Consider the following 23,743-nt stretch of genomic DNA (forward strand, 5'->3'; position numbering starts at 1 on the left):
GGTGGGAGGGTTTCGGAGTTCATCTGCCACGCGAGCAGCACCTCGTGCGACATGGCCTTGCTCAACGAGATGGAGCTGCCGTAGCGCTGCGCGGGCGTCGCCTCCTCGGCGATGTCCAACGCTTCGAAGGCGACGTGCAGCCCGTCGTCGTGCTGCACTCCCGCGGCTGCCAGGACGTCGGCCAGCCGGACGCCCCGCCACCGCGCGGTGGAGATCGCCCCGTGCGCCCAGGGCTCTTTCCCGGGTATGGGCCGCACCCGCAGCAGCTCGGCGCGCCGATTGCCGGCGCAGGCCAGCGTCGCCACCACCTCGTGTTGCTCGAATTCGGTGGTCAGCTGCTCATAGGTCAGGCTGAGCGGCCTGTCCACCCGCCCGTTCACCACCAGTTGCCAGTCCTGCGGCGCGGTCGCGGGGAACCGACCGTGATTGCGGGCGTAGAACGCGTCGATCGGGGTGATGCCGCCGTCGGCCAGCGCCGCCCACGGCGGTCCGGTGCGGGTGGTGGTGCCCGGCTACATCGGTGCGCGCAGCGTCAAGTGGATCTCCGCCATCACCGTGCAAGCGGGCCCCTCGGAGAACTACTTCCAATCGCGCGACTACCGCATCCTGCCGCCGGACGCCGACCCCGACGCGGTCGCCGCGGGCGAGGGCATCCCGCTGTCGTCCCTGGCGCTCAACTGCGACATCCTCGACCCCACCGACGACGACCGGGTGCCGCGCGGTCAGTTGACCATCCGCGGCTACGGCATCGCCGGCGACGGCCGCAGCGTCGAGCGCGTCGACGTATCGCTCGATGACGGGCTCACCTGGCGGCAAGCCGATCTGCATCCGGCGCCCAGTCAGTGGTCATGGCGACCGTGGTCGCTGGTCGTCGACGTGGCGCCGGGACCGTTGCGCATCACCGCCCGCGCCTGGGACGAGGCCGGCGCCGCACAGCCGGAATCCGCGGCGTCGCTGTGGAACCCGCGGGGCTACGGCAACAATGCGTGGGCGCGCGTCGCGTTGAGCGTGCACTGAGCGAGTTGGCTAGGTCCCGTTGGACTTCTTCAGGTGCGCGATCTCGCCTCCCCATACCGATTGGGCGCCCGCATCACCGGTCCGGTAGACCTGCACGATCGACGAGACGCTCACGGCGAGAACGATAATCGCGACGACGACCTGGGCGGTCACCCGGCGCTTGTCGGATCGGCGTTCGATGAAACGCAGTACGACCAGCCCGACTGCGACCACCAGCAGGGCGGCGGCGAAGTACACCATCGTGCTGCCGCGCTCGGCATGTTCCTGCAGGATCGGGCTGGGCTTCTTCCTCAGGTCATAGAGCCATTCGCCGGCGTTGGCGGTGATGGGCGTGATCACCATTGTGGCGACGGCCATCAGCAGCGTCAGCCACAGCAGCTGGCCCCGCCGGGCGGCCGGCCACAAACCGCAGGCGATTTCCAGCAGGGCCGTGAGCGGCACGAACACCACCACGATGTGCAGCAACAACGCATGCGCCGGAAGGCCGTTGACGACGTTCATGAACCCCCTCGGGTGATCGCGATGGGCACCCGGGTCAGCCGCCGAGGCCCTTCTTTACGGCCGCCTGTTGCTTCTGGGCCACGTCGGTGACGAACTCCTGCGGTGGCAGCGAGTCGACCGGTCCGTCGAACTCCAGCGTGACGAATGCCCGGCCCTCGGTGAAAAGCAAGATCAGGACACCCTTCGAGTTGTCCGGCGAGTTACCGGTCAGGGTCGTTCCGCCGGTTCCGACGTTGAATGGCTCGCTCTTCGGATTCTTGACGTTGTCGCCCTGAGCGCCCTTGGCAGCGTTCAGCGCGTTCGTGGCGGCCGCCGGGTCCGGGAAAACCTGGATGGTGTCCTTGATGACGTGGCTGTTGTCCTGGGTGCTGAAGACCGTCGCGACGCCCGGCTGGCCGTTGGGGTTGTTCGTCGGCGGGCTGCCCGTGAACTGGATCGGTGCGTCGATGTCGGTCGCCTGGATCAACAGCGAGGCGTAGTCGGCGCCTTGCGCCGGCGCCGACGGTTTCGGAGCCGAGCTGCTGGTATTCGTCCCGGGGCTGGATGACCCCGATTGCGACGTCGGGGAGGTCGACGGAGCCGGCTTACTGCCGCAACCGGCCACCGACACCGAGAGCGCCGTCGCCGCCGCGAGGCCCGCGATCACCGTCCGAGAAACCCTCATCGCATCGCGCTCCTTCCAGGCTGACTCCGGCGACACAGTCGACTCGTTTCCGAATCGCACAGTACATCGCCCGGAGCCGCCGAAGGTGGCGGCGCGAGGGAGTCAATCCAGTTGGTCGCGCAGGCAGCGCAGCGTGTTGGCCAAGATGCGAGAGACCTGCATCTGCGAGACGCCGATTCGCTCGGCGATCTGGCTTTGGGTCATCGATTCGAAGAACCGCATGTGCAGCACCTGGCGTTCCCGCTCGGGGAGCGCACCCACCAGTGCGCGCACCGCCTCGCGGTTGGTGATGTGGTCGATTTGCGGATCGTTGTCGCCCACCGCGTCCGCCACCGATCGCGGTTTGCCCGAGTCGTCGGCGCCGAGGGGCGCGTCCAGCGAGTCGAGCCGGTAGGCGTCGCCCGCGACGAGGCATTCGACGATTTCCTCCCGCGGGACTTCCAGCACCTGAGCCAGCTCGCCGGCAGTGGGCGCGCGACCCAGCCGTTGCGCCAAATCGCTTGTCGTCCTGCTGATTTGGACATGCAGCTCGCGAAGCCGGCGCGGCACACGCATGCCCCAGCTGTAGTCGCGGAAGTAACGCCGAACCTCGCCCATCATGGTGGGAACCGCGAATCCGATGAAGCTGGGCCCTTTGTCGGGGTCAAATCGGTTGACGGCGTTCATCAACCCAAGGCGGGCGACCTGAATCAGGTCGTCGAGACCTTCGCCGCGGCGGGCGAAGTGGCTGGCCACATGGTCGGCCAGGGGCAGGCATCGGGCAACGATGCGTTCGCGTTGTCGGCGGTACTCGTGAGACTCACCCGGCATCCGGCGCAGCGCAACGAACATCTCGACAACGTCGTCGTATGAATCGTCAGTGTTGGTTGATCGGGTGGGGCGGGGTGCAGTCGCGACGTCGGTCATCGGCTGAATCGCGTCGAGCCGACGCAACTCGCAGTGAAAAGATAAGCGCACGAATGGATTTGCATGGGGCCCACTTCCTATGGGTCACGTGCGGCAGGGCATCGCAACTATGCGTACAGTCGCCTCCGCCGCACTTGTATCCGCAGGACGGGTCGATGATCAGCGCACGAAACAACAACGGGAAATGGGTGACAGTGCTGATGTCGCCGAAGCCACGTCAAGCCCAGAGCCCGAGGGCTGATTGACCGCTTTGAGCTAAACGGCGACAGGTCCAGATCGGATCTCATCCGTGACTATACGCCTCATCGCACGAACACGCGATTTCGCTCCCATAACGGCGCGAGGGCGGGCTTCGCTGACCGGGAGTCCTCGAGAACGTCCGCCGCTGGTCTGCTACGGGTTTCTGTTTCGGTCCTCGCCTGAGTACCGTTCGCCCCATGGATCTGCTGGGCGGCCGCGGTGTGGTGGTCTCCGGCGGCAGCCGCGGTATCGGGCGCGCGGTGACCGAACTGATGTGCGAGCTCGGCGCCGGCGTCGTCGTCAACGGCCGCGACGCCGATGCCGTGGGGGAGACCGTCGCGGTGATCGCGGCCTCCGGCGGCCGCATCACCCCGGTGGTCGGCGCCGCGGACGACGAACGGGTGGCCGGCGCGCTGATCGACGAATGCCTGAACACTTTCGGGCGGTTCGACGCCCTGATCAATTGCGCCGGGATCGCCGAGCCGCCCGGCTCGTCGATCCTCAACATCTCGCCGGCGGACTTCGACCACCTGATCAGCGCGCACCTGGGTACGGCGTTTCACACCAGCCAGGTCGCGGCCCGCGTCATGGCCGCCCAAGGACACGGAGCGATCATCAACACCGGTTCGGTGGCCTTTCTCGGCGACTACGGCGGAACCGGCTACCCCGCGGGCAAAGGCGCCGTCAACGGGCTGACGATGGCCATCGCTGCGGAGCTGAAGCCCTATGGGGTGCGGGCGAACGTGGTGTGTCCCGGCGCGCGGACGCGCCTGTCCACCGGGGCCGAGTACGAACAACACATCGCGGACCTCCACCGCCGCGGATTGCTCGACGAGATGACGATGCGCGCCTCGCTGGACAGTGCGCCGGCCACTTTCGTGGCCCCGCTTTACGCCTATCTCGCCAGCGGGTTGTCACGCGACGTGACGGGTCAAATCTTCGTCGCCGCAGGCGGATTCGTCGGCAGCTTCGATCGGCCGGCGCCGCGCGTGCTGGCGTATCGCGACCATCACACCGCCGAACCCTGGTCCGTCGAGGACCTGCACAAAATGATCGGCCTGCCCGCACCCGGCTGACCGGCGCGCGAGCGCGTGAACCGATCGGCCGGCGGTTACGTATCCACTGGAGTGACGAGCGGCGGGGCCCTTCGGATCCTGGTTATCGGCGCGGGCGTGAGCGGCATTTCCATCGCGCGGGGACTGCTGCGGGACGGCCATGACGTCACGGTTTTCGAACAGCGCGCCGACACCCGCGCCGGCGGTGGCGCGGTGACCGTCTGGCCCAATGGCGCGGCGGTGTTGCGGCAGCTGGGCGTCGACATGGACGGGGCCGGCCAGCCGCTTTCCCGCGTGCGCGTCCAGACATCTCGGGGACGCCGGCTCGCCACCTTGGACGTGACCGCGATGGCGGACCGGCTGGGCGAACCCGTTCGAATGGTCCCCCGTCGCCTCCTGTTGGATCGGTTGTCGGACGGCTTCCCAGTCGATCGCATCCGGTGCAACGCGCGAGCGGTGGAGGTCGCCCCGGCGCCCGGTGGCGCGGAAGTCCGATTCGAAGACGGCAGCGTGGCCCGCGGCGACGTGGTGATCGGTGCCGATGGTTTGCACTCGATCCTGCGCGATGTCCTCGGCGCGCCCGCCGCCGAGCCAACCGGCTGGTGCAGCTGGCAGGGCCTCGCGGCCGTTCCGGAGGTCACCGACTCGCGCGTGGCGATGATCGCCATCGGTGCAGGGGGGAACGTCGGCGTGTGGCCGGCGGGCGGTTGCGAAGTGCAGTGGTGGTTCGACTTGCCGTGGTCGCACGACTTCGTCAGGCCGCCGCGCCCGCTCGAGCTGCTTCGGTCCAATTTCACCGGCTGGTCCGACATTGTCGACCTCGTCCTGGGCCGACTCACCGACGACGACCTGACGGGCTCGCCGTATCCGCATTTCCGGCACCCCGTTGCCGCCGCCCTGCCCGCTGGTCCGCTGACGTTGCTCGGCGACGCGGCCCACACCATGCCGCCCACCCTCGCCCAGGGAACCAACCAGGCGCTGCTCGACACCATGGTGTTGTGCAAGGCGCTGTCGCAGGTCCGCAACGAGGGCAGGCAGATTTCCCGCGCGCTGCGCCGGTATGAGCAGACCCGGCGACGCCGCGTCGCGGCCGTGTCACGGGTGGCGGCGCTGCAGGTGGCCCACGGCGAGTCCGTGCTGCGGCCCGCGGCGTTGATCCCCGACCGGCTACATACCCGGTTGCTGACCGCGTTCCTGGGCGCGACGAGTCACCGCCGGATGTCGGCGGAGATCGATCGGGGCCTCGCCGCCGCAACCCCTGTCCCGGCGGTGCGCCCGTGAGCGCGACTCCCGTCCTCACCACCGTGCGTCACGCCGACGGTCCCGTCCGGGTGCGCGGGGACCTCGACGCGCCGTCGCGCAAACGATGGCTCGTCAAGTGGTGCGTGCTGGCCGTTCCGCACTACCCGATATTGATAGCGCTGTATGCGGTGTATCCGCTGCTGACGATCGTCGCGGGCGTCGCGATCCTGTTCACCGGGCGCTATCCGCGCCCGATCTTCGACTTCAACGTGGGGGTGCTGCGCTGGTCGTGGCGGGTGATGAATTACCGATTCCCGATGAACAGCACCGACAAGTACCCGCCTTTCACGTTGGCGCCGCGGCCCGACTACCCCGGTGACCTGTCGGTCGACTACCCGGAGCGGCTGACCAGATGGGCAGTGCTGGTGAAGTGGTGGCTACTGGGGCTCCCGCAGATACTTCTGTGTTGGGCGATGGAGCCGCTGTTGCAGGTGCTGTGCGTCATCTCGGCGGCCTGGCTGTTGTGCACCGGGTCCATCCACCCCGGCATGCACGACCTCCTGATGGGGATCGTTCGGTGGCGCTACCGGGTGGCGGTGTACGTATCGTTGATGTCTGACGAATATCCACCGTTCCAACTTGATCTAGGCGGTCGATAACGCGCGAAAATCCTTTGTTCCCTTACATCTATCGGTTTGGACAGCCGGTTTTCGACCGGCTCTTCTACAACCGCTATCGTCGCGCGGCGATCGCCCACGCGACCGGCCGGCTGCTGATGGTCGGCCTGGGTCCGGGAACCGACCTGAAGTTCGTGCCGCCCGCGGTGACGGCGGTCGCCGCCGTGGAGCCGGTCGCCGCGTTCCGCCGGATGGCGTCGCGCCTCGCCGACCGACACGGCGTCGCCGTCGAAGTCGTCGACGGCACTGGCGAGTCGATCCCATTCCCGGACAACAGTTTCGACTCGGTCCACATCGGGCTGGTGCTGTGCTCGGTCGACGATGTGGCAGCGACGCTGCGCGAGATCCGGCGCGTCCTGTCCCCCGGGGGGAGGTTGGTGGTCCTCGAGCACGTCCGCGGCGAGGGCGCCACGGGCCGGCTGCAGGATCTCGTTGCGGGGCCGTGGTCGTGGTTGGCCGCCGGCTGCCATCCGAACCGCCGAACGGTCGACGCCATCGCCGCGGCCGGCTTCGATACCTCGGGGCTGCGGCGCGTCCGAACCCCGGTGCCGTTTCCGTGCAAGCCGCATCTACAAGGCTTCGCCACCGCGATCGCCGATGCCGGCTAGATCGGCATTGAACCAACGGGGCGCGTATTTCGTGTAGTCCTCGACGCTGCGTGTCGTCGGCGAGGACGGCGCCGACGCGATCGTCGCGGCCCTCAGGGAAGGGACTGTGGTCATGAATTTTTCCGTGTTGGCGCCCGAGATCAATTCGGCGCGGATGTTCGCCGGCGCGGGTTCCGCTCCCATGTTGGGAGCGGCCGCCGCTTGGGACGCGTTGGCCTCCGAGCTGGGGTCCGCGGCGTCATCGTTTTCCTCGGTCACGTCGGGCCTGACGGGCCAGGCGTGGCAGGGTCCGGCGTCGGCGGCGATGGCGGCCGCGGCGGCCCCGTACGCGAGATGGTTGAGTGCGGCGGCGAGTCAGGCGACCGGGGCGGCCGGGCAGGCCCGGGCGGTGGCCGGCGCGTTCGAAGCCGCTCGGGCCGCGACGGTGCATCCGCTGGAGGTCGCTGCCAACCGAAATGGGTTGGTGCAGTTGATAATCGCGAACTTGTTCGGGCAGAACGCGCCGGCGATCGCGGCCGCCGAGGCCGACTACGAGCGGATGTGGGCGCAGGACGTGGCCGCGATGGTTGGCTACCACGCGGGAGCCTCGACCGCCGCCGCGCAGCTGCCGCAGTGGCAGCAGTCGGTAAACGGTTTGGCAACCCGGCTGGCGGCCGCGCTGGGCCTCAGCCCGGTCACCAACCCCGTGCCCGGCGACCCGGACTTCATGAGCCAAACGGGCGGGTTCGCGGGCTTGCTGTCGAACACGTCCGTGGCCGACCCCGACGACAACAATTTCGTCGGGACGACCTTCACCAGCCCGCTCTTCACGGCCGCGGTCACCTCCGGCGCCGAGCCCACGCTGGGCTTGGGCGCTCCCGGCCAGACGATACTGACGTTCCAGAGCCCGGTTGCCCCGTTCTTGAATAGTTCGCTCGCCCTTCCGGTTACCGATCCGCTGGCGCCCCTGTTCACCGCGCTGCTTCCGCTCGGGTTCTGAGCGTTCGGCAAACGCCGGCGCAACGACCGGCAAAGGTGAGGTTTCGCATGGCGCCGGTTTCCGGCGGAACTCCAAAATTTCGCCAATCGAAGTCCTAAAATTCGGCTGCGCGGCTCTCCGGCACCCATCGTCCGGCGAGGCGGAGTGATAGGAGGCCATCATGGTCAGTTATCCGATGTTGCCGCCGGAGATCAATTCGCTGCTCATGTACAGCGGTGCGGGGTCCGCGCCCATGCTGGAAGCGGCCGCGGCGTGGAACGGGCTATCCGATGAGCTTGCGGCAGCGGCCAATTCGTTCTCCTCGGTGACTTCCGGGCTGGCCGGCGGGGCCTGGCAAGGCCCGGCGTCGGCGGCCATGGCGGCCGCCGCGGCCCCGTATGCCGGATGGCTGAGCGCCGCGTCGGCGCAGGCCGCCGGGGCGGCCGGGCAAGCCCAGGCGGTGGCCGGCGCGTTCGAGGCGGCGCTGTCGGCCACGGTGCACCCGCTGGCCGTGGCCGCGAACCGCAACGCAATCGTGCAGCTGGTGCGGTCGAATCTCCTCGGCTTCAACGCGCCGGCGATCATGGCTTTCGAGCACCTGTATGAGGACATGTGGGCCGCCGACGTCTCGGCGATGACGGCCTATCACGCCGGCGCGGCGGCGGCGGCCGCCCAGTTGAACCCCCTCGCGCAGTTGTTGGCTTCGTTGCCGGTCAACTTGGGCATCGGCAACAAGGGCGGCACCGGCAACATCGGCAACGGCAACAACGGCGCCGCCAACATCGGCGTCGGCAACCGCGGCAGCGGGAACACCGGCGGGGGTAATACCGGCAATTCCAATGTGGGCAGCGGCAACTTCGGTAACAACAACTTCGGCGCCGGGAACACCAACAACGGCAACATCGGCTTCGGCAATACCGGCAACATCGTCACCAGCTCCAACCCGGGCCACAACGTGGGCCTGGGCAATACCGGCAACAACAACATCGGCTTGGGCAACTCCGGCGACGGAAACCGGGGTGCCGGCAACACCGGCAACAACAACATCGGTTTCGGTTTGACCGGCAACAACCTCGTCGGGATCGGCAACGCGTATTTCAACACGGCAACCAATCAATTCGTCGTCACCGGGCTGAACTCCGGCGTCGGCAACATCGGTTTCGGAAACTCCGGCACCAACAACATCGGCTTCTTCAACTCGGGCAGCGGCAACATCGGCATCTTCGATTCGGGTTCCAACCCTTTCACAACAACGAGCCATCTCAACGGCTTCGGCCTCGGCAACTCCGGCACCGCCAACATCGGCATCGGCAATTCGGGGTTCAACAACTTCGGCGCCGGCAACGGGGGCCAGGTGAACACCGGGTTCGGGAACTCCGGCGGGATCAACACCGGAATCGGGAACTCCGGCAGCATCAACAGCGGTTCGTGGAATTCTGGCGGCTTCAACACCGGTGACGGAAACACGGGCGACCTGAACACCGGCTCATGGAATTCCGGCAACACCAATACCGGCGTCGGGTTTACCACCGACAGCGGGGCCACCAGTTCCGGCTTCGGCAACACCGCCAACAATTCGGGCTTCTTCAACTCGGCCGTCGGCGGATCGTTCAACGGCCATGTGTCCGGCTTCTTCAACACGGTCAGCGGCGCCACCGGCACCGACGGCCAGAGCTCCGGGGTGGGAAACATCGCCATCCCGGCCGGCCCCTACCTGGGCCCGCTCAACAGCGGGTTCGATTCGGGCGTCTTCAACACGGGAGGCAGCTTCCTGGCGGGTTTGTTCGGCCTCGCCCGACTGCTGTGGTGATGGTTTCGGAGCGGCCAGGCAAGCTAGGTCGCGGCGAACTACTCGACGCTGACGGCCTCAACGATGTTGAGCCGGGCCGCGCGCCGCGCGGGCGACACCGAGCCGAGCAGGCTGATCGCCACCGCGCCGAGACAGAACGCGAACGCCGTCCAGCTCGGGCGGAACGCGACCTGGAAATTCATCATGTCCCCGCTGACGAGGCTGAACAGCCACTGGTCCGCACACCCGAATGCCAGCCCCAACGCACCGCCGATGACCCCGATGCCGGTCGCCTCGGCCAGCACCATCCGCAACGTGAACCGGCGGCTGGATCCCATGGCGCGCAGCACACCGAGTTCGCGGCGCCGCTCCAGCACCGACAGGGTCAGCGTGTTGAGCAGTGCCACCGCCGCCACGCACACCACGATGATCCACACCGCATTCGCGATGAACATGCTCTGGCGCATCGGGGCCTGTAGACCGGCCAGCTTGGCGCGACCGTCGTACACATAATCCGGCGAGGGCACCACGCGGCGGACGTCGGCCAGCAGGCGATCGGGATCCACACCCGGCCCCGCGGCGATCTCCAGGGTGGTCGTGACCGGGCGGTCGAACCACGAACGCAGGTCGTCGAGGCTCATCCCGACCGTCCCGACGACCGTCGAGAAGTACGGGACGAGGGCCAGCACCCTCGCCTGCCGCACGCCGTGCGGCGTTGGCATCCGTAATTGATCGCCGACCCCGACGTGCAGCGTCTTGCCCAGATTCTGTGAGAGCACCACACCCGCGCCGGCGAGCACTTGGTCGCGCACCCGCGCGTCGAGCGCGCGGTAGAGCGGATCGGCCGTACCCGGCGCGAAGCCGTCGAGCATGACGCGGGTGCCCCCCACCTCGGCGAACCCGAGCGCGCCCTCGGTGACGTGCCGCACCCCCGGCAGCGCGGCTATTTTGGCCGAAAGTCCTTGCGGCAGAGCGCCGGTGGGATAGCTGTCGGGCGAGTTCGCGCTCACCCAGACGGGCGTGTCGACGACCGGGGCGAACACGTTCCGCGCGGAGCGGATCATGTCGCTGTTGGTGCCGGTGATCGTGACGGTGGTGACCACGGCGATGAGCACCGTCATCACCGTCGCCCACACTCGTCGCGGCGCCCGCTCGACGGTCGCCGCCGCGAGCGCCCCGACGGACCCGAACACGCGGGCCGCGGCGGCGGTCGCGTTGACAATCGGCGCGGCGAGCGCGAAGCCGAGCGCTACCTCGGCGGAGAACACCGCCGACACCGCGACAAAGGCCAGGGCGCCACGCTGGTTGAGCACGACCGCGATGGACAGCGCGAAGACCGCGACGGCCGCCGCCCCGGTGGTGACCCGCAGCCACCGCGGCACCCGGTCGGCGGCCGAAACCCCGACGGGCGCCAACGCCTCGATGGGGGCGACCTTGTACACCTGCCGGGCCGCCATCGCCGACGCCACCACGCTGGTCAGCGCGGTCACCGCAACTGCGGCCGGGATGGCGTAGCCGGGCAGCCAGTACTCGATGCGGGCTTCCAGACCCTGAGTCATCGCCGCGGGCAATCGGCCAATTGCGATGCGGCCCAGGACGATTCCAGCGGCCGATCCGATCGACCCGCCGATGATTCCGAGTATCGCCGCCTCCGCCAGCATGTCGCGGACGATGGTGGCGCGGCGACCGCCGATCGCGCGCAACAGCGAGATGACCGGCCGGCGCTGGGTGATCGCCATCGTCATCGTGGTGTAGATCAAAAACGCGCCGACCATCAGCGCGACCATGGCGCCCATCAGGGCCATGTAGTTCATCAACTTGACGCCGTCGCCGGCGCGCGTGGCCCGCATGCTGGGGTCGGCGACGACGGCCCGGCCGTTGACCGCGCGGGTGACGGCGGCGCGAACCTGGGCGAGATCGGCGCCGGGCTTGGTGGTGATCAGGATCGAGTCGAGCTGGCCCTGCCGCCCGGTGATGTTCTGCGCCAAGGCGAGTGGAGCCAGGACATAGTGTCCGCCGTCGAGGGCCGCGGCCTGCTTGCCGGTCAGCACCTCACCGACCGTCACCGAGGCGGAACCGAGTTGAAACGTTGCCCCCTTGGCCCGGCCGGTGCCGGGCCCGACCCGGACGGCGTTCGCCGCGGGCGGTCCCGCGGCCCCGGTTTTCGGGTCGGCCCGCAAGGCGTCTTTCAGGGCGCCGCCCAGGGCGGCGAGGCGATCGTCGGCGCCGAACAGCAGGACCGGCCCCGACGAGGTGGACACCGTCGTGCGGATCATCGGCGCCGCGGTCGCAACGCCGGGAACCGCAGCCACGTCGGCGGCGATCGCGTCGGGAAACCCGGCGTCGGTGATGCCCGACACCTCCAGCGAGGCGATGCCCGCGATCCCGTCGGCGAGCCGGTTGACCGATCCGGTGATCGAGCCGAAGATGCCGAACACCGCGACCAGGTACATGGCCGACGCCGCCATCACGGCGATCGACGCGATCGTACGGCGGCGGTGCACCGCAAGTTCACGCAGGCTGAACAGCCGCAGCCGGCTCGCCGCCGCCCCGATCGGCCAGCCCGGTGTCACACCGGGACCGCCAACCGCTCGTCGGAACCGATCCGGCCGTCCTGCAGGACGATCACCCGATCGGTCGCGTCCGCGGCCTGTTCGTTGTGGGTCACCATCACCACCAGCCGTCCGCGGCCGGGCTCGTGCGCCACCTCGCCGAGCAGCGCCAAGATGGACGCTCCCGTGGCGGAGTCGAGGTTCCCGGTCGGTTCGTCCGCGAGGATCAGGGGCGGGTCCATCATGAGGGCGCGCGCCACGGCGACGCGCTGCATCTGGCCGCCGGACAGCTCGGCGGGCCGGTGGTCTATCCGGTTGCCGAGCCCGACGCGGTCCAGCAGCCGTGTCGCATCCGGTTTGGCCTTGCCCAGCCGGACGCCGTCGAGCAGCTTGGGTACCGCGACGTTCTCCCACGCCGACAGCGTCGGCAACAGGTTGAAGAACTGAAAGATGAACCCCACGCGCCGATGGCGGAACGCCGACTGCTGCTCGTCGCTGAGCCGGCCGATCTCGTCGCCATCGAACGTGATCGACCCGGAATCGGGGGAGTCCAGCGCGCCGAGCAGGTGCAGCAGGGTGCTCTTCCCCGCCCCGGACGGGCCGACGACCGACAGGAAGTGCCCGCCCTCGAGCCGGAGGCTGATCTCGTCGAGCGCGCGCACGGATTGACCGCCCACCCGGTACTCGCGCACCACGTCGCGCAGTTCGATGGCCAACGGTCGCTGCCTCGAGGGATTGCCGGTGTCGATGCGTCTGAACATGGTCCTCCCGCGCGTCCGCACTCGTCAGCGCACGACCGCCGCCACGCAGAGCGTGCCCCCAAGACGCTGATATGGCAGATAACGAGACGGCGCCACGATCGGTTCATGGGACGGGAGGTTTAACCGTCGCGGCGTTTGGGGAAACCGGTCGGTCTCTGTCGGGGCGCACACCGCACCCGGGGGATTGGCGTGTCCTGTTTCGGAACGGGACCGGCGAAATAACATCGCGGTCATCAACAATTAACGCGAAAAGATTTGTTAAGCAGTGGCTTTCCACATTTTCGCTACCTAAACTCTGTGGGGTTAGGGCGGGGGATTTAGAGGTCACTAGTCGAGCGGGCGGCTATGGAACGACTAAGCGGACTTGACGCATTCTTTCTCTATCTGGAGACTCCGACGCAGCCGTTGAACGTGTGTTGCATTTTGGAGTTGGACACCTCGACCATGCCCGGCGGTTATACCTACGGCCGCTTGCGCTCCGCGGTGGCCAAGCGGGTGGCCGGGATGCCCGAATTTCGAATGAAGCTGGCCGACACGCAGCTGAACCTGGATCACCCGGTGTGGGTGGATGACGAAGACTTCCAACTGCGACGCCACCTGCGCCGCGTCGGGGTGCCGGCGCCCGGAGGGCGCCGCGAGCTGGCCGACATCTGCGGCTACATCGCGGGGCTTCCGCTGGACCGCGATCGCCCGTTGTGGGAGATGTGGGTGCTCGAAGGCGGCGCCCGCCCGGGTGCGGTGGCGGTGCTGCTCAAGGTCCATCACGCCGTGGTCGACGGGGTGGCCGGTGCGAACCTGCTCGCCCAGCTCTGCAGCGTCGAGCCCGACGCGCCGCCCCCGGAGCCGGTGCGCGGCGCCGGTCACGGCAATCCGCTGCAGATCGCAGCGAGTGGACTGATCGGATTCGCCTTGCGGCCGTTGCGGCTTGCGACCGTGGTGCCGGCAACGCTGCTGACGTTGGCGCAGACGGCGCTTCGCGCGCGCGACGGGCGCACCATGGCCGCACCGTTTTCGGCGCCGCCCACCCCCTTCAATGGCGCCGTCAGCCGACTCCGCAACATCGCCTACTCCCAGTTGGATATGCGTGACGTCAAGCGGGTCAAGGATCGGTTCGGGGTGACGGTCAACGACGTCGTGGTGGCGCTGTGCGCGGGAGTGCTGCGGCGGTTCCTGCTCGACCGCGGCGAGTTGCCCGACCACCCACTGGTGGCGACCGTGCCGGTGTCGGTGCACGACAAGTCGCAGCGGCCCGGCCGCAACCAGACCACCTGGATGTTCTGTCGGGTGGCAAGCCACATCGCCGATCCGGCCGAACGCATCCGCACCATCGCGGCGGGCAATGCCGCCGCGAAAGACCACACCGCGGCAATCGGTCCCACGCTGCTCCACGACTGGACGCAGTTCGGCGGACCCACGATGTTCGGTGCGGCCATGCGGATCTTGCCGCGCATCCCGATATCGCACAGCCCGGCGTACAACCTGATCCTGTCGAACGTGCCCGGCCCCCGGACCGAGTTGTACTTCCTGGGGTGTCACGTTGACGCCATGTATCCGATGGGCCCGATCATCGGCAGCGCCGGGCTCAACATCACGGTGATGTCGCTGAACGGGGAGCTCGGCATCGGCATCATCGCCTGCCCCGACCTGCTGCCGGAGCTGTGGGACATCGCCGACGCGTTCCCCGATGCGCTCAAGGAGCTGCTCGAGTGCACCGACGTTCAGCCGCAAGATAGCTGTCCGCGCTAGTTTCCGCGGGGGCAAACCGCCCGGTGATCACGCCCCGCCCGGGCTACGCTGTCCTTCCCAACCTCAGGAGGGCCGGTAGCCGATGCAACCCAACCCGCTCGACCCAGTTGCCAGCGAGCGCCTGTCTCACGCAGGCAAGGTCTTTACGTCCGACCTGTCGATCAACGAATTCGCCCTGCTGCACGGCGCCGGGTTCGAACCGATCGAACTCGTCATGGGCGTGTCGGTCTATCACGTGGGATACCAGTTCACCGGCATCAGGCAGCAGTCCGAGCTGCCGGTGCTCACCGAGGCGACCTACCGCGCGCGGTGGAACGCGATGTCGCGGATGCAGGCCGAGGCCGATTCGCTGGGCGCCGACGGGGTGGTCGGCGTCCGCCTGGAGTGGCGCCATCAGGGGGAGGGCGAGCACCTCGAGTTCATCGCGGTCGGCACCGCCGTCCGGTACACCGCAAAGCCCGGGGCATACCGGCGTCCCACCGGGCAGGCGTTCACCAGCCACCTGTCCGGCCAGGACCTGACGACCCTGCTGCGGTCCGGGTACACCCCGGTCGCCTTCGTGATGGGCAACTGCGTGTTCCACGTTGCGGTGCAAGGGTTTATGGCGATGCTGAAGCAGGCGGGGCGCAACACCGAGATGCCGCAATGGACGCAGGGCAGCTACCAGGCCCGGGAGCTGGCGATGTCGCGCATGCAGGGCGAGGCGGAGCGGGACGGCGGAAACGGCGTCGTCGGTGTGCATTTCGCCATCTCGAACTACGCGTGGGGTCACCACACGGTGGAGTTCTACGTGGCGGGCACGGCCGTCCGCCGCAGCGGCGAGGCCCAAACCCTGACGCCGTCGTTCGTCCTGCCGATGAGTGATTGATGACGGCCTTCGATCACGAGCGGGTCAGCCACGCCATCGGGGCGGCCCTGGCCGGCCCCGGGGGAGTCGCGTTGGTGGTCAAGGTGTTCTGCGCGGTTCCCGGGGTGGTCCTCGTTCCGGCGCGCCGAGGCTTTTTCCGCTCCGAGCCGGAGCGGATCCAAATCGGCGACTGGCGGTACGAACTCACCGCTGACGGCCGGTTGCGCGCCGCCCACGTGGTGAGTGGCATCGTCCTGGCCGAGGAGGTGCTGGCCGCGGGCGCCGTGGGTCCGCACGTGGCCCGTGCGCTCGGACAATTGGTGAGCAGCTACGGCCCGACGATCGTTCCGAATATCGACGCGGCGCTGGAAGTTCTCGAGAGCGCGCCCCGTTTCTGACCGCGCCCGTCTCACCCGCCGTCGCCGGGTTGAGCCTGGTCGATCGCCACCACCCACCGGCTGAACCGCCACACGCCGTCGTGTTTCGTCGCGGTGAACTCATAACGCCCGGTCAGATCGGGGACCGGCGGGCCGCCGTCTTTGACGGCGAAAACCTGGACATAACAGTGCCCCGTCGCCTCGGTGTCGCCCTGGCTGGAGAACCAAAACGAATTCAGCGCGTGGCGCCGTTGGTTGTTTTCGGCCTTGAACCCCGCCTTGCGGACCGCGAGCAGGCTCATGACCGTATCGATGTCCGCCGACAGCGGGCGACCCTCGTGCCACAGGACGAGCTCGGGTGACTCGGTGAACAGCCCACGAAAGTCGTCGAGCCGGTTCTCGTCGTAGGTGTAGGCGTAGGCGCCGAACAGGTTGATGATCGCCAACCTGTCGGCGACGTCGAAGGCGGCGCTGCCGACCCCCTCGAGCGGCCCGTTCGTCACGGCGCGGCTACAGGCGGCTCGCGGCGAAATCGGCCGCCTGATCCACCATCCCGGCGTCGACGTACTGCCGGTGCGCGGCCGGGAAGCCCGATCCGGAACAGACCGGATCGTTGGGGACGCACAGGTCGATCGTCTTGGGTGCATACAGCGGGCCGACGGTGACCGGCGGCTCGTTGATGATGCTCATGAACTGGCCCGACGGCTTGCCGAACAGGGCGACCGCGGCGACGTGATTGGCGACGTCGGGCGGCATCGGCTGGGGTGGTTGCGCGAGATTCGCGCCGTCCGGCACCTTGTTCGCGGTGACGAAGCCCATCACCGCCGCGCCCTGGGAGTATCCGCCGAGCACCATTTTGGTTCTGGGGCAGCTCGCCGCCATGGACTCGACGTGGTGGCCGGCGTCGTTGATGCCGTCAATGGCGGTGGGGAAGTCCGTGGTGGCCGGGTAGTTGACCGGATACACGCCCAGCGACTTGCCGCCCACCCGGGAGCGCAGCGTGTCGACGAAATGCTGGCCGATGCCGCCGACCCCGGGGGGCTCGCTGGTACCGCGCGCGAATACCACCTCGACGTCGGGGCACGGCTCCGCCGATGCCGAGGGAACGGGCGCGATCACCAAAACCCAAATCGGTGCTACCGCAGCGCAAATCAGCTTGAAAAGGGGAGACAACTTCACGCCAAAATTTTGGCATAAGGCGGTGACAGATGCTCGCCGAGCGCGCCGACCTGGAAGCCAACCGACCCCCCCGTCCGGCGAAGTGGCAGGTCAGGGCCATAACGGCGGCGCTAGTTCGCGGTGTCCTGTCTGCGCAGGAAAGAGGTGACGGCGCGCACCACGCCGCGGAAGGCGTACGCGGCGGTCACCACCGCCAGCAGGATCAGCAGGACGAACATCGGCAGCCAATTGCCGCGGCTGTGATCGACCTCCCACCAGATGACGGTGAACAGGACGACGCATGCCAACAGCACCACGTCCCGCCAATTGCCCCGGTACGACAGTGCGGCCTTGCGCAGCGCCCGGTTCCGGTCGGCGACATCGACCAGGTCATCGATGCGGTCGTCGATGGTGCGTTGCAGCTCGGCGCGCCGCGCGATCGCCTCCGGCGGGAGACGATCCAGCAAATCCATGTCCTGTTTGATCAGCTCCCGATAGTTCGGGCCCCTGAATTGCCCGGCCGCAACGGCCAGCATCACACCACCGAACACGGGTGCGCTGTTGAGCGCGACCTGTCCCAGACCCACCACGTCCACTCCTTAACCGGTCGTCAACGTCGGTTCGTTGAGGATCGCCGAACCCGCCAAAGGGATCAACCACCCGGCCGCGACGCCGTCAGGACGCCTTCGAGCGGCGTCCCCGGGTCGGCGCCGCATCCGGGTCCCGCAGCGCGTCCATCGCCCGCGCCAGTTGCGGATACGCGATCGCCGGCCCGATCCAGCGAGTGAGGTACCGGCGGAGATCGTCGCCACCGCGGGCCGGACGGCCCGGGTCGGCGAGGAACGAGTGCAGCACCCGCAGGCAGAACTCGTTCAGTTCGTCCAGGCCGGCCTCGTCGAAACCGTAGTGCTCCCAATCGATGTCGTAGCGATGCAACATCGAACGCCCGAACGCCAACGCCGTATCGGAGATGATGGAAACGGCCTGCCCGCCGCGGTGGCGCCGGTTCAGCACGAATTCGACCTGATTGTCCGACGCCAGTTGCTCGATGGCGAATGCCATGCCCTCGGTCATCGCGACCACCGGGTCGGTCACGCCGTCGAGGTGGCTCGCCAGCCGGTCCAGGAAGCCGTCGGCCGATCGCATCGCGGTGGCCACCAGCAACGCCTGGGTTCCGGGGAAGTATCGATACACGGTCTGCCGGGTCACGCCGAGCGCCCGCGCCACGTCGGTGATCCGGGTCGCCGGACCGCGTTGGTCGATGATCTTGTCCGCGGCGTCCAGGATGCGCTCGATCGCCTCCTCGTCGGAGGCGGGCGTGTTCCCTGCCCAGCCGTGACTGCGCATGGCTAGCGGACGCTCAACCCCATCGCTGGATCATAACGTCTCTCGCGCGCCGCACGTGCGGAACGGCCACGTCGCCGGATCCCTTTCCACCGCAATCCTTTACGCGCGGGATGCACCGAGGATCACGTCGACGGCCTCGTCCAGCTGGCCCGCGATCTCCTGGTAGCTGACGAACCGTGCCGTCAGGAGCGCCCCGGCAAACGTCATCTGCAACGCAGATTTCACCGCGCGGGGCCATCCGGGGCCCAGCGCGGCACCGATCCGCCTCGACACCTCGGCGCCGATCTCCTCGCGCAGCGGCTTGACCGCGGGATCGTCGGCCATCAGCGCGGCGCCGCAGGCCGTCATCAGCTCCGGCTCGTCGGCGACCATCAGCGCCATGTCCCGCAACGTCGCGCCGACGCGGGCGGGGATGGTGTCGTCGACGTCGGTGTGCAGGGGGAGATCGCGCAGAAAGCGTAGGTAGACCGCCGCCACCAGCGCGCTCTTCGAGGGGAAGTACGTGTATGCGCTGGCCGGGGACACCCCGGCGCGGGTCGCGACCGCCCGCATCGTCAGGTTCGCGTAGGACGACGTGCGCAGCTCCTCCAGCCCGGCGTCGAGGACCTTGCGAATCGTCTGCGCCGGCCTGCGGTCCGAGCGGCGGGGCGTGGTGGCGGCCGCTTCCCTAGACACCGGTCCAGTGTAGAAACGGCCGCGAGCGCTCTAGGGTAGCGCCTATGGCCGAGGGCGACCGGCGCCGCTGGGACGAGCGCTACGCCGCTCAGGGGCCGCCGCCGAGCCGCGCGGTGGACCCGCCCGACCTGCTGGCGCGCCATGCGGAGGAATTTCCGGCGGCCGGCCGGGCGCTGGACCTGGCCTGCGGCCAGGGGTTCGGCGCGGTGTGGCTGGCCCGGCGCGGCCTGGACGTCCGTGGCTTCGACGTCTCCGCGGTCGCCATCGGCCAGGCCCGCGAGGTGGCCCGGCTCGCCGGCGTCGGTGAGCGCTGCCGCTTCGAGGTGTTCGATCTCGACGACGGTCTGCCGCCCGGGCCGCCCGTCGACGTCATCCTCTGCCACAAGTTCCGGGACCGCCGCCTCGACGGCGCGATCGTCGAGCGGCTGGCGCCGGGCGGGCTCCTCGCCATCGCGGCGCTCAGCGAGGTCGGGGCGGCGCCGGGGCCGTTCCGGGTGGCACCCGACGAGCTGCCGGCCGCGTTCGCCCAACTCGAGCTGCTGGACGCGGGGGAGGGTGACGGTCAGGCCTGGCTGCTGGCGCGCCGCTGAGGCGGCGCGGTCGAGACTGCGTCCAGAGCGTCGATCCGGGGCAAAATTGCGATCTGAGCGCAGGCTCGGCGACCTCGTCGCGGGCTCGGAACCCGGTAGTGTCACCGAGATGGAGCGGCGCGTGCTCGAAGCGATCATCTATGAACGCGAACCGCCGATTGCGCGGATCATCCTGAATCGGGTCGACAGGGCCAACACCAAGGACGCCGTGTTGGTCACCGAAGTCGACGACTGCCTGCACGAGGCCGACCGCGACAAGGAGATCAAGGTCGTCATCCTCAAGGCCAACGGCAAGGGCTTCTGCGGCGGCCACGTCGCGCGCTGGGGACCGGACGAGAACCCATACCCCGACTTCGGGAACACCTTCGAGGACCTGTACAAGGGGACCGCCGACCTGTTTTTGTGGCCCACCCTGTACCTGTGGGAGTTTCCCAAGCCGACGATCTCGCAGATCCACGGCTACTGCATGGGCGGCGGGATCTATCTCGGCCTGCTGACCGACTTCTGCGTGGCGTCCGACGACGCGTATTTCCAGATGCCCCTTGCCCAAAGCCTCGGGGAGCCCGGCGGGCACACCATGATCGAACCCTGGCTGTTGATGAACTGGCACCGCACCATGGACTGGCTGCTGCTCGCTCCCACGCTCTCCGCCCAGGAGGCGCTGGACTGGGGCCTGCTGAACAAGGTGGTGCCACGCGAAGACCTGGAAGACACCGTCGAGGACATGGCGCGCCGGATCGCCCAGATTCCGTTGACGACCTTGATGGCGGTGAAGAACAACGTGAAGCGCGCCTGGGAATTGATGGGCATGCGGGTGCACCTACAGGTCAGCCACATCCTGACCAACATGGTGGGCGCCGCCACCGACGTGCAGGCACGGCGGGCCGAACTCATCCAATCGGGAATGAAGCCAAGGGATTTCGTCGGCCGCGACGAAAAGGACACCCCGCCAGGAACCTAGCGGCTCCGCTCGCCGGCGATCCGGCGCCCGGCGGCGTGCCGCGCGGCGACGTAGCCGAAGACCATCGAGCTGGCGATGCTCGCCCCGGCGCCCGGATACGTGCGGCCCATCACCGTCGCGGTGGTGTTGCCGGTGGCATACAGGCCGTCGATCACCAGGTCCTGCTCGTCCAGCACCTGCGCGTGCTCGTTGGTGACGACCCCGCCACACGTCCCGACGTCCGCCGGCAGCACCCGGGTGGCGTAGTACGGGGCGCGGTCGAGCGGGCCGATGGCGGCGTTGGGCCGGTAGCCCGGATCGCCGAGGCAGTCGTTGTAGGCCGACTGGCCGCGCCCAAAGTCCGGGTCCAGGCCCTTGGCGGCGAACCGGTTGAACCGCTGGATCGTCCGCGCCAATTCGTCTGGGGGAAGCTCGATCCGGTGGGCCAACTCGGCGATGGTGTCACCGCGTTTGACCGCGCCGCTGTCGATGAGCTCCGCTGGCAGGGGCTGGTTACGCTTGAGCGGGTTGCTGCTGGTGACGTAGCGGCGCACGTACCCCTCGTCGAAGATCATCCAGCAGGGCACCGCCTTGTTGGCGTACATCGCCTTGCCGACCTCGACGTAGGAGTTCGACTCGTTGCAGAATCTCCGGCCGGTCGAGTCGACGTAGATCGCCCCGGGGCGCTGGCGGCCCGAGCCCAGCGAGGCCGCGACCGCGCCGCCGTTGGCGATGAAAACCGAGGGCAGCCACCAGGCTTCGTCCAGCAGATCGGTTTTGGCGCCCAGCCGCATCGCCGCCTGCAGCACCTCGCCCGTGTCCCCGGCGTTGGCGATCGACCACTGCGCCTCGTTGGGCTGATCGCCGCTGTACTGGCGGCGCATCTCCTTGTTGTGGCCGAAACCGCCCGCCGCCAGCAGGACGCCCCGCCGGGCCTCCACGTTCAGCGATTCCTCGCCCCTGCGGACGCGGGCGCCGACGACGCGGCCGTCCTCGACGATGAGGTCTTCCATCGCCGCGTTCGTCCACAGCGGCGGCGCCCCGTCGCTGAGGTCGATGAGCGCCTTGAGCATCTGCGCGATGAGCGACGCCCCGTTGGTGAGGATCTGGCGGCGGCGCGCCCGCGCGGCCGCGGTGCGCAGGAACACGCGGATGGCAACGGCGAACGCGCGCGGCGAACGGTTGTAGTACTGCACCGAGCGCAGCTCGTTGGTCAGGACGACAAACCCGTAGTTCTTGGCCAGCGGAGGCTGGACTTTGCCGCTCCAGCTGCCCAGCTCCGCGGCGTCGAAGGGAATGCCCTCGATCGCGCGACCGGACTCGTTGCCGCCCTTGTGGTTCGGGTAGTAGTCGCTCCACCCGGCGCACCGGATCAACCGAACACCCTTGCGGACAAGGAAGTTGACCATTTCGTAGCCCGCGGTCAGGAACATCTCCCGCCGGGCGGGCGAGGACGGCGCGCCGATGTCGCCGACCACGTCGGCCAGGTACGCCATGCCGTCCTCGTGCGAGTCCGCGACCCCCTCGGCGCGCATCAGGGGGTTGTTGGGCAGCCAGACGATGCCACCCGACAGGCCCGTCGACCCCCCGACCAGCGACTGCTTCTCGAGGATCAACGGTTCCAGCCCGCAGTCGAGCGCGGCCAGCCCGGCCACCATGCCGCCGCCGCCGCTGCCCGCGACGAGCAGGTCGACCGAGCGGTCCCACCGGGTGGTCATCGGGGTCCCTCGTCAAAGCCCAGGTCGGCGACCGGCACGTCGATGGTGGTGTTGGTCTTCTGGATCGCGGGCACGAGCGCGTCGTAGGGCAGGCCGGCCAGGAAGCCGTCGATGACGCGCTCGAAGTTGGAGATCAGCCCCTCGATCTGGTCCGACAGTCGCATGTATTCAAACCCCTTGGAGTGCAGGCCCTTCTGTTGTCGCGGCAGATTGGAGAAGTCCTGGGCGGGGATGGGCGGCCAGCGCGGGTCGTCGGGCGCCATCGGCACGGGTGGGGTCGGCTTGGCCGTGACCTGGTCCGGCGGGATGCGGGTGAGTGACCAGATCTCGAACAACGTTTCCTCGGGGCCCAGCGGCCGAATCCGATACGACGAGGCGCTGCTGTATTGGGGTAACACAAAGTAGTGGGGAAAGCAGAAATTGATCGCCTCGACGATGCCGCGCCGCGCCAACTCGTTGAGGTCGGGCATATCGCACCCGCGCGCCCGGTGCCAGTGCACGATGGCGTCGTTGAGGGCGCTGCGCCAGACGGCCATCGCCTCGGCCGGATCGGGTGGCAGCTCCATGTCCTGCAGGCCTTCGGCGATGCGGACGTCGTTCTCGTGGGTCATGCCCGCCATGCCCTCGCCCAGCGTGCGCATGAAGTACAGGTTGGTCCGGGCCAGGCCCGGTGATTTCGATGTGGTGGGCATTGACGACGGCAGCAGTTGCGGGTGGGTCTGGGGGACGTGATAACCCTCCATGAACGCCGCCGTGGCTAGCTTCCAGTTCACCGGGAGCCGGCACGCCTGCCACCACTCGACGCGCAGCGACTCCACTTTCCACGCGTCGTAGATCGACGCGAACGGCTCGATCCACTCCCGCAGTGCGGGCGCACCGTCGTCGAGGTTGATCCAGGCGCAGCCGCCCCACAGCTCGCACCTGACCGGAACGAGCTGCAGGTCGTCCGGGCACAGGTTTTCCCCGGCGAACTCCTCGGGCCGCAGTACAAAGGTGTTGCGCCCGTCGATGCCCCAGCACCACCCGTGGAACGGGCACACGAAGGTGCGCCGATTCCCGTTGCCCTCCACCAGCTTTACCCCGCGGTGCCGACACGCATTGTGGTAGGCCCGCACGGTCTGGCTGTCGACTCGTACCACGATGATCGATTCGTCGAGGATCTCGTACTCCACGAAGTCGCCGGCCTTGGGGATCTCCTCGAGGCGGCACGCCATCTGCCACACCCGTGGCCAGAACATCTCGTTCTCGAGCGCGTAGAAGTCCGCGTCGTAGTACCGCTGCTTGGGGATGCGATCGGGCGTCTGAACGGCCCATGGCACCGGAAGCGGAGTCCAATTGACACCGATTCTCTCCGAACCCGTCTCTACAGCCATCT

At 68.3% G+C, this 23,743-nt stretch carries 23 protein-coding genes and 2 pseudogenes; 12 read left to right on the forward strand and 13 right to left on the reverse strand.

Annotated elements, in window-relative coordinates; genetic code table 11:
* Window positions 1-368 (reverse strand): molybdopterin-dependent oxidoreductase (locus tag A5673_RS10410; RefSeq protein ID WP_231970992.1); only part of this gene is annotated, 368 nt, incomplete at its 3' end.
* Window positions 369-477: 109 nt separating this feature from the next.
* Between A5673_RS10410 and A5673_RS10415 the strand changes: the two are divergent.
* Window positions 478-1,017 (forward strand): annotated as a pseudogene (locus A5673_RS10415) (molybdopterin-dependent oxidoreductase); the annotation flags it as partial.
* A gap of 9 nt (window positions 1,018-1,026) precedes the next feature.
* Here A5673_RS10415 and A5673_RS10420 read toward each other — a convergent pair.
* The 3 genes from A5673_RS10420 to A5673_RS10430 all read right to left on the reverse strand — a co-directional run bounded on the left by A5673_RS10420 (window position 1,027) and on the right by A5673_RS10430 (window position 3,088).
* A complete protein-coding gene (locus tag A5673_RS10420; protein ID WP_068230983.1) occupies window positions 1,027-1,518 on the reverse strand; it encodes a DUF2231 domain-containing protein in 492 nt (163 codons plus the stop codon).
* A gap of 34 nt (window positions 1,519-1,552) precedes the next feature.
* Window positions 1,553-2,182 (reverse strand): hypothetical protein, encoded by a 630-nt coding sequence (locus tag A5673_RS10425; protein ID WP_068230986.1) that lies wholly within the window; start codon window positions 2,180-2,182, stop codon window positions 1,553-1,555.
* A 102-nt stretch (window positions 2,183-2,284) separates the two neighbouring features.
* The gene (locus tag A5673_RS10430; protein ID WP_068230989.1) at window positions 2,285-3,088 is read right to left on the reverse strand and encodes a SigB/SigF/SigG family RNA polymerase sigma factor; all 804 of its coding nucleotides are present in this window, start codon (window positions 3,086-3,088) and stop codon (window positions 2,285-2,287) included.
* Window positions 3,089-3,525: 437 nt separating this feature from the next.
* Between A5673_RS10430 and A5673_RS10435 the strand changes: the two genes are divergently transcribed.
* The 6 genes and pseudogenes from A5673_RS10435 to A5673_RS10460 all read left to right on the forward strand — a co-directional run bounded on the left by A5673_RS10435 (window position 3,526) and on the right by A5673_RS10460 (window position 9,678).
* Window positions 3,526-4,404: an SDR family NAD(P)-dependent oxidoreductase gene (locus tag A5673_RS10435; protein WP_068230992.1), complete on the forward strand. Its 879-nt coding sequence runs from the start codon at window positions 3,526-3,528 to the stop codon at window positions 4,402-4,404.
* Window positions 4,405-4,455: 51 nt separating this feature from the next.
* Window positions 4,456-5,664 carry an FAD-dependent oxidoreductase gene (locus tag A5673_RS10440; protein WP_369806474.1) on the forward strand — a complete coding sequence of 403 codons (1,209 nt, stop codon included), beginning with the start codon at window positions 4,456-4,458 and terminating at the stop codon, window positions 5,662-5,664.
* Between the two features lie 50 nt (window positions 5,665-5,714).
* Window positions 5,715-6,284 (forward strand): DUF4389 domain-containing protein, encoded by a 570-nt coding sequence (locus A5673_RS10445; protein ID WP_068231287.1) that lies wholly within the window; start codon window positions 5,715-5,717, stop codon window positions 6,282-6,284.
* Window positions 6,281-6,910 carry a class I SAM-dependent methyltransferase gene (locus tag A5673_RS10450; protein ID WP_068230995.1) on the forward strand — a complete coding sequence of 210 codons (630 nt, stop codon included), beginning with the start codon at window positions 6,281-6,283 and terminating at the stop codon, window positions 6,908-6,910. Before A5673_RS10445 ends, A5673_RS10450 begins: the two co-directional genes overlap by 4 nt.
* 112 nt (window positions 6,911-7,022) lie before the next feature.
* A pseudogene (locus A5673_RS29970) lies at window positions 7,023-7,586 on the forward strand (PPE family protein); the annotation flags it as partial.
* Between the two features lie 463 nt (window positions 7,587-8,049).
* Complete coding sequence (locus A5673_RS10460) at window positions 8,050-9,678, forward strand: PPE family protein (RefSeq protein WP_068231002.1); 1,629 nt, start codon at window positions 8,050-8,052, stop codon at window positions 9,676-9,678.
* 38 nt (window positions 9,679-9,716) lie between these two features.
* On the opposite strand, the gene A5673_RS10465 is transcribed toward A5673_RS10460, so the two are convergent.
* Both A5673_RS10465 and A5673_RS10470 read right to left on the reverse strand, forming a co-directional pair.
* Window positions 9,717-12,230 (reverse strand): ABC transporter permease, encoded by a 2,514-nt coding sequence (locus A5673_RS10465; protein ID WP_068231005.1) that lies wholly within the window; start codon window positions 12,228-12,230, stop codon window positions 9,717-9,719.
* Window positions 12,227-12,970 carry an ABC transporter ATP-binding protein gene (locus tag A5673_RS10470; RefSeq protein WP_369806475.1) on the reverse strand — a complete coding sequence of 248 codons (744 nt, stop codon included), beginning with the start codon at window positions 12,968-12,970 and terminating at the stop codon, window positions 12,227-12,229. The genes A5673_RS10465 and A5673_RS10470 overlap by 4 nt, the downstream gene beginning before the upstream one ends.
* A 345-nt stretch (window positions 12,971-13,315) precedes the next feature.
* Here A5673_RS10470 and A5673_RS10475 point away from each other — a divergent pair, with 345 nt between their 5' ends.
* The 3 genes from A5673_RS10475 to A5673_RS10485 all read left to right on the forward strand — a co-directional run bounded on the left by A5673_RS10475 (window position 13,316) and on the right by A5673_RS10485 (window position 15,961).
* A complete protein-coding gene (locus tag A5673_RS10475; protein ID WP_068231008.1) occupies window positions 13,316-14,716 on the forward strand; it encodes a wax ester/triacylglycerol synthase family O-acyltransferase in 1,401 nt (466 codons plus the stop codon).
* 82 nt (window positions 14,717-14,798) lie between these two features.
* Window positions 14,799-15,584 (forward strand): heavy metal-binding domain-containing protein, encoded by a 786-nt coding sequence (locus A5673_RS10480; protein WP_068231011.1) that lies wholly within the window; start codon window positions 14,799-14,801, stop codon window positions 15,582-15,584.
* Window positions 15,584-15,961 (forward strand): DUF5073 family protein, encoded by a 378-nt coding sequence (locus A5673_RS10485; RefSeq protein WP_068231014.1) that lies wholly within the window; start codon window positions 15,584-15,586, stop codon window positions 15,959-15,961. Before A5673_RS10480 ends, A5673_RS10485 begins: the two co-directional genes overlap by 1 nt.
* 11 nt (window positions 15,962-15,972) lie before the next feature.
* Here the strand turns inward: A5673_RS10485 and A5673_RS10490 are convergent, their stop codons facing one another.
* From A5673_RS10490 to A5673_RS10510, 5 genes are all read right to left on the reverse strand, one after another.
* Window positions 15,973-16,443: a nuclear transport factor 2 family protein gene (locus tag A5673_RS10490; protein WP_068231018.1), complete on the reverse strand. Its 471-nt coding sequence runs from the start codon at window positions 16,441-16,443 to the stop codon at window positions 15,973-15,975.
* A 7-nt stretch (window positions 16,444-16,450) separates the two neighbouring features.
* The gene (locus A5673_RS10495; protein WP_197518347.1) at window positions 16,451-17,092 is read right to left on the reverse strand and encodes a cutinase family protein; all 642 of its coding nucleotides are present in this window, start codon (window positions 17,090-17,092) and stop codon (window positions 16,451-16,453) included.
* Window positions 17,093-17,229: 137 nt separating this feature from the next.
* A complete protein-coding gene (locus A5673_RS10500) occupies window positions 17,230-17,694 on the reverse strand; it encodes a hypothetical protein (protein WP_197518344.1) in 465 nt (154 codons plus the stop codon).
* 79 nt (window positions 17,695-17,773) lie between these two features.
* On the reverse strand, window positions 17,774-18,445 hold the full coding sequence (locus A5673_RS10505) for a TetR/AcrR family transcriptional regulator (RefSeq protein ID WP_068231020.1): 672 nt from the start codon (window positions 18,443-18,445) through the stop codon (window positions 17,774-17,776).
* 99 nt (window positions 18,446-18,544) lie between these two features.
* Window positions 18,545-19,120 carry a TetR/AcrR family transcriptional regulator gene (locus tag A5673_RS10510; RefSeq protein WP_068231023.1) on the reverse strand — a complete coding sequence of 192 codons (576 nt, stop codon included), beginning with the start codon at window positions 19,118-19,120 and terminating at the stop codon, window positions 18,545-18,547.
* A 44-nt stretch (window positions 19,121-19,164) separates the two neighbouring features.
* On the opposite strand from A5673_RS10510, the gene A5673_RS10515 reads away from it, so the two are divergent.
* The gene (locus A5673_RS10515) at window positions 19,165-19,710 is read left to right on the forward strand and encodes a bifunctional 2-polyprenyl-6-hydroxyphenol methylase/3-demethylubiquinol 3-O-methyltransferase UbiG (protein WP_068231026.1); all 546 of its coding nucleotides are present in this window, start codon (window positions 19,165-19,167) and stop codon (window positions 19,708-19,710) included.
* 109 nt (window positions 19,711-19,819) lie between these two features.
* Window positions 19,820-20,671 (forward strand): enoyl-CoA hydratase-related protein, encoded by an 852-nt coding sequence (locus A5673_RS10520; RefSeq protein ID WP_068231029.1) that lies wholly within the window; start codon window positions 19,820-19,822, stop codon window positions 20,669-20,671.
* On the opposite strand, the gene A5673_RS10525 is transcribed toward A5673_RS10520, so the two are convergent.
* Together A5673_RS10525 and A5673_RS10530 are read right to left on the reverse strand one after the other, a co-directional pair.
* A complete protein-coding gene (locus A5673_RS10525) occupies window positions 20,668-22,368 on the reverse strand; it encodes an FAD-binding protein (RefSeq protein ID WP_068231031.1) in 1,701 nt (566 codons plus the stop codon). The genes A5673_RS10520 and A5673_RS10525 overlap by 4 nt on opposite strands.
* Window positions 22,365-23,741, reverse strand: coding sequence for a Rieske 2Fe-2S domain-containing protein (locus A5673_RS10530; protein ID WP_068231033.1), 1,377 nt, complete (start codon window positions 23,739-23,741; stop codon window positions 22,365-22,367). The genes A5673_RS10525 and A5673_RS10530 overlap by 4 nt, the downstream gene beginning before the upstream one ends.
* Window positions 23,742-23,743 lie beyond the last annotated feature (2 nt).

Source organism: Mycobacterium sp. E3198, from assembly GCF_001667015.1.
Classification (GTDB): Bacteria; Actinomycetota; Actinomycetes; order Mycobacteriales; family Mycobacteriaceae; genus Mycobacterium.

Bases quoted from the DNA above. Each gene is read 5' to 3' on its own strand.
- A5673_RS10430 (WP_068230989.1), bottom strand. From the start codon at position 3,088: ATGACCGACGTCGCGACTGCACCCCGCCCCACCCGATCAACCAACACT.
- A5673_RS10475 (WP_068231008.1), top strand. From the start codon at position 13,316: ATGGAACGACTAAGCGGACTTGACGCATTCTTTCTCTATCTGGAGACT.
- A5673_RS10470 (WP_369806475.1), bottom strand. From the start codon at position 12,970: ATGTTCAGACGCATCGACACCGGCAATCCCTCGAGGCAGCGACCGTTG.
- A5673_RS10480 (WP_068231011.1), top strand. From the start codon at position 14,799: ATGCAACCCAACCCGCTCGACCCAGTTGCCAGCGAGCGCCTGTCTCAC.
- A5673_RS10435 (WP_068230992.1), top strand. From the start codon at position 3,526: ATGGATCTGCTGGGCGGCCGCGGTGTGGTGGTCTCCGGCGGCAGCCGC.
- A5673_RS10485 (WP_068231014.1), top strand. From the start codon at position 15,584: ATGACGGCCTTCGATCACGAGCGGGTCAGCCACGCCATCGGGGCGGCC.
- A5673_RS10460 (WP_068231002.1), top strand. From the start codon at position 8,050: ATGGTCAGTTATCCGATGTTGCCGCCGGAGATCAATTCGCTGCTCATG.
- A5673_RS10505 (WP_068231020.1), bottom strand. From the start codon at position 18,445: ATGCGCAGTCACGGCTGGGCAGGGAACACGCCCGCCTCCGACGAGGAG.
- A5673_RS10525 (WP_068231031.1), bottom strand. From the start codon at position 22,368: ATGACCACCCGGTGGGACCGCTCGGTCGACCTGCTCGTCGCGGGCAGC.
- A5673_RS10515 (WP_068231026.1), top strand. From the start codon at position 19,165: ATGGCCGAGGGCGACCGGCGCCGCTGGGACGAGCGCTACGCCGCTCAG.
- A5673_RS10425 (WP_068230986.1), bottom strand. From the start codon at position 2,182: ATGAGGGTTTCTCGGACGGTGATCGCGGGCCTCGCGGCGGCGACGGCG.
- A5673_RS10420 (WP_068230983.1), bottom strand. From the start codon at position 1,518: ATGAACGTCGTCAACGGCCTTCCGGCGCATGCGTTGTTGCTGCACATC.
- A5673_RS10520 (WP_068231029.1), top strand. From the start codon at position 19,820: ATGGAGCGGCGCGTGCTCGAAGCGATCATCTATGAACGCGAACCGCCG.
- A5673_RS10530 (WP_068231033.1), bottom strand. From the start codon at position 23,741: ATGGCTGTAGAGACGGGTTCGGAGAGAATCGGTGTCAATTGGACTCCG.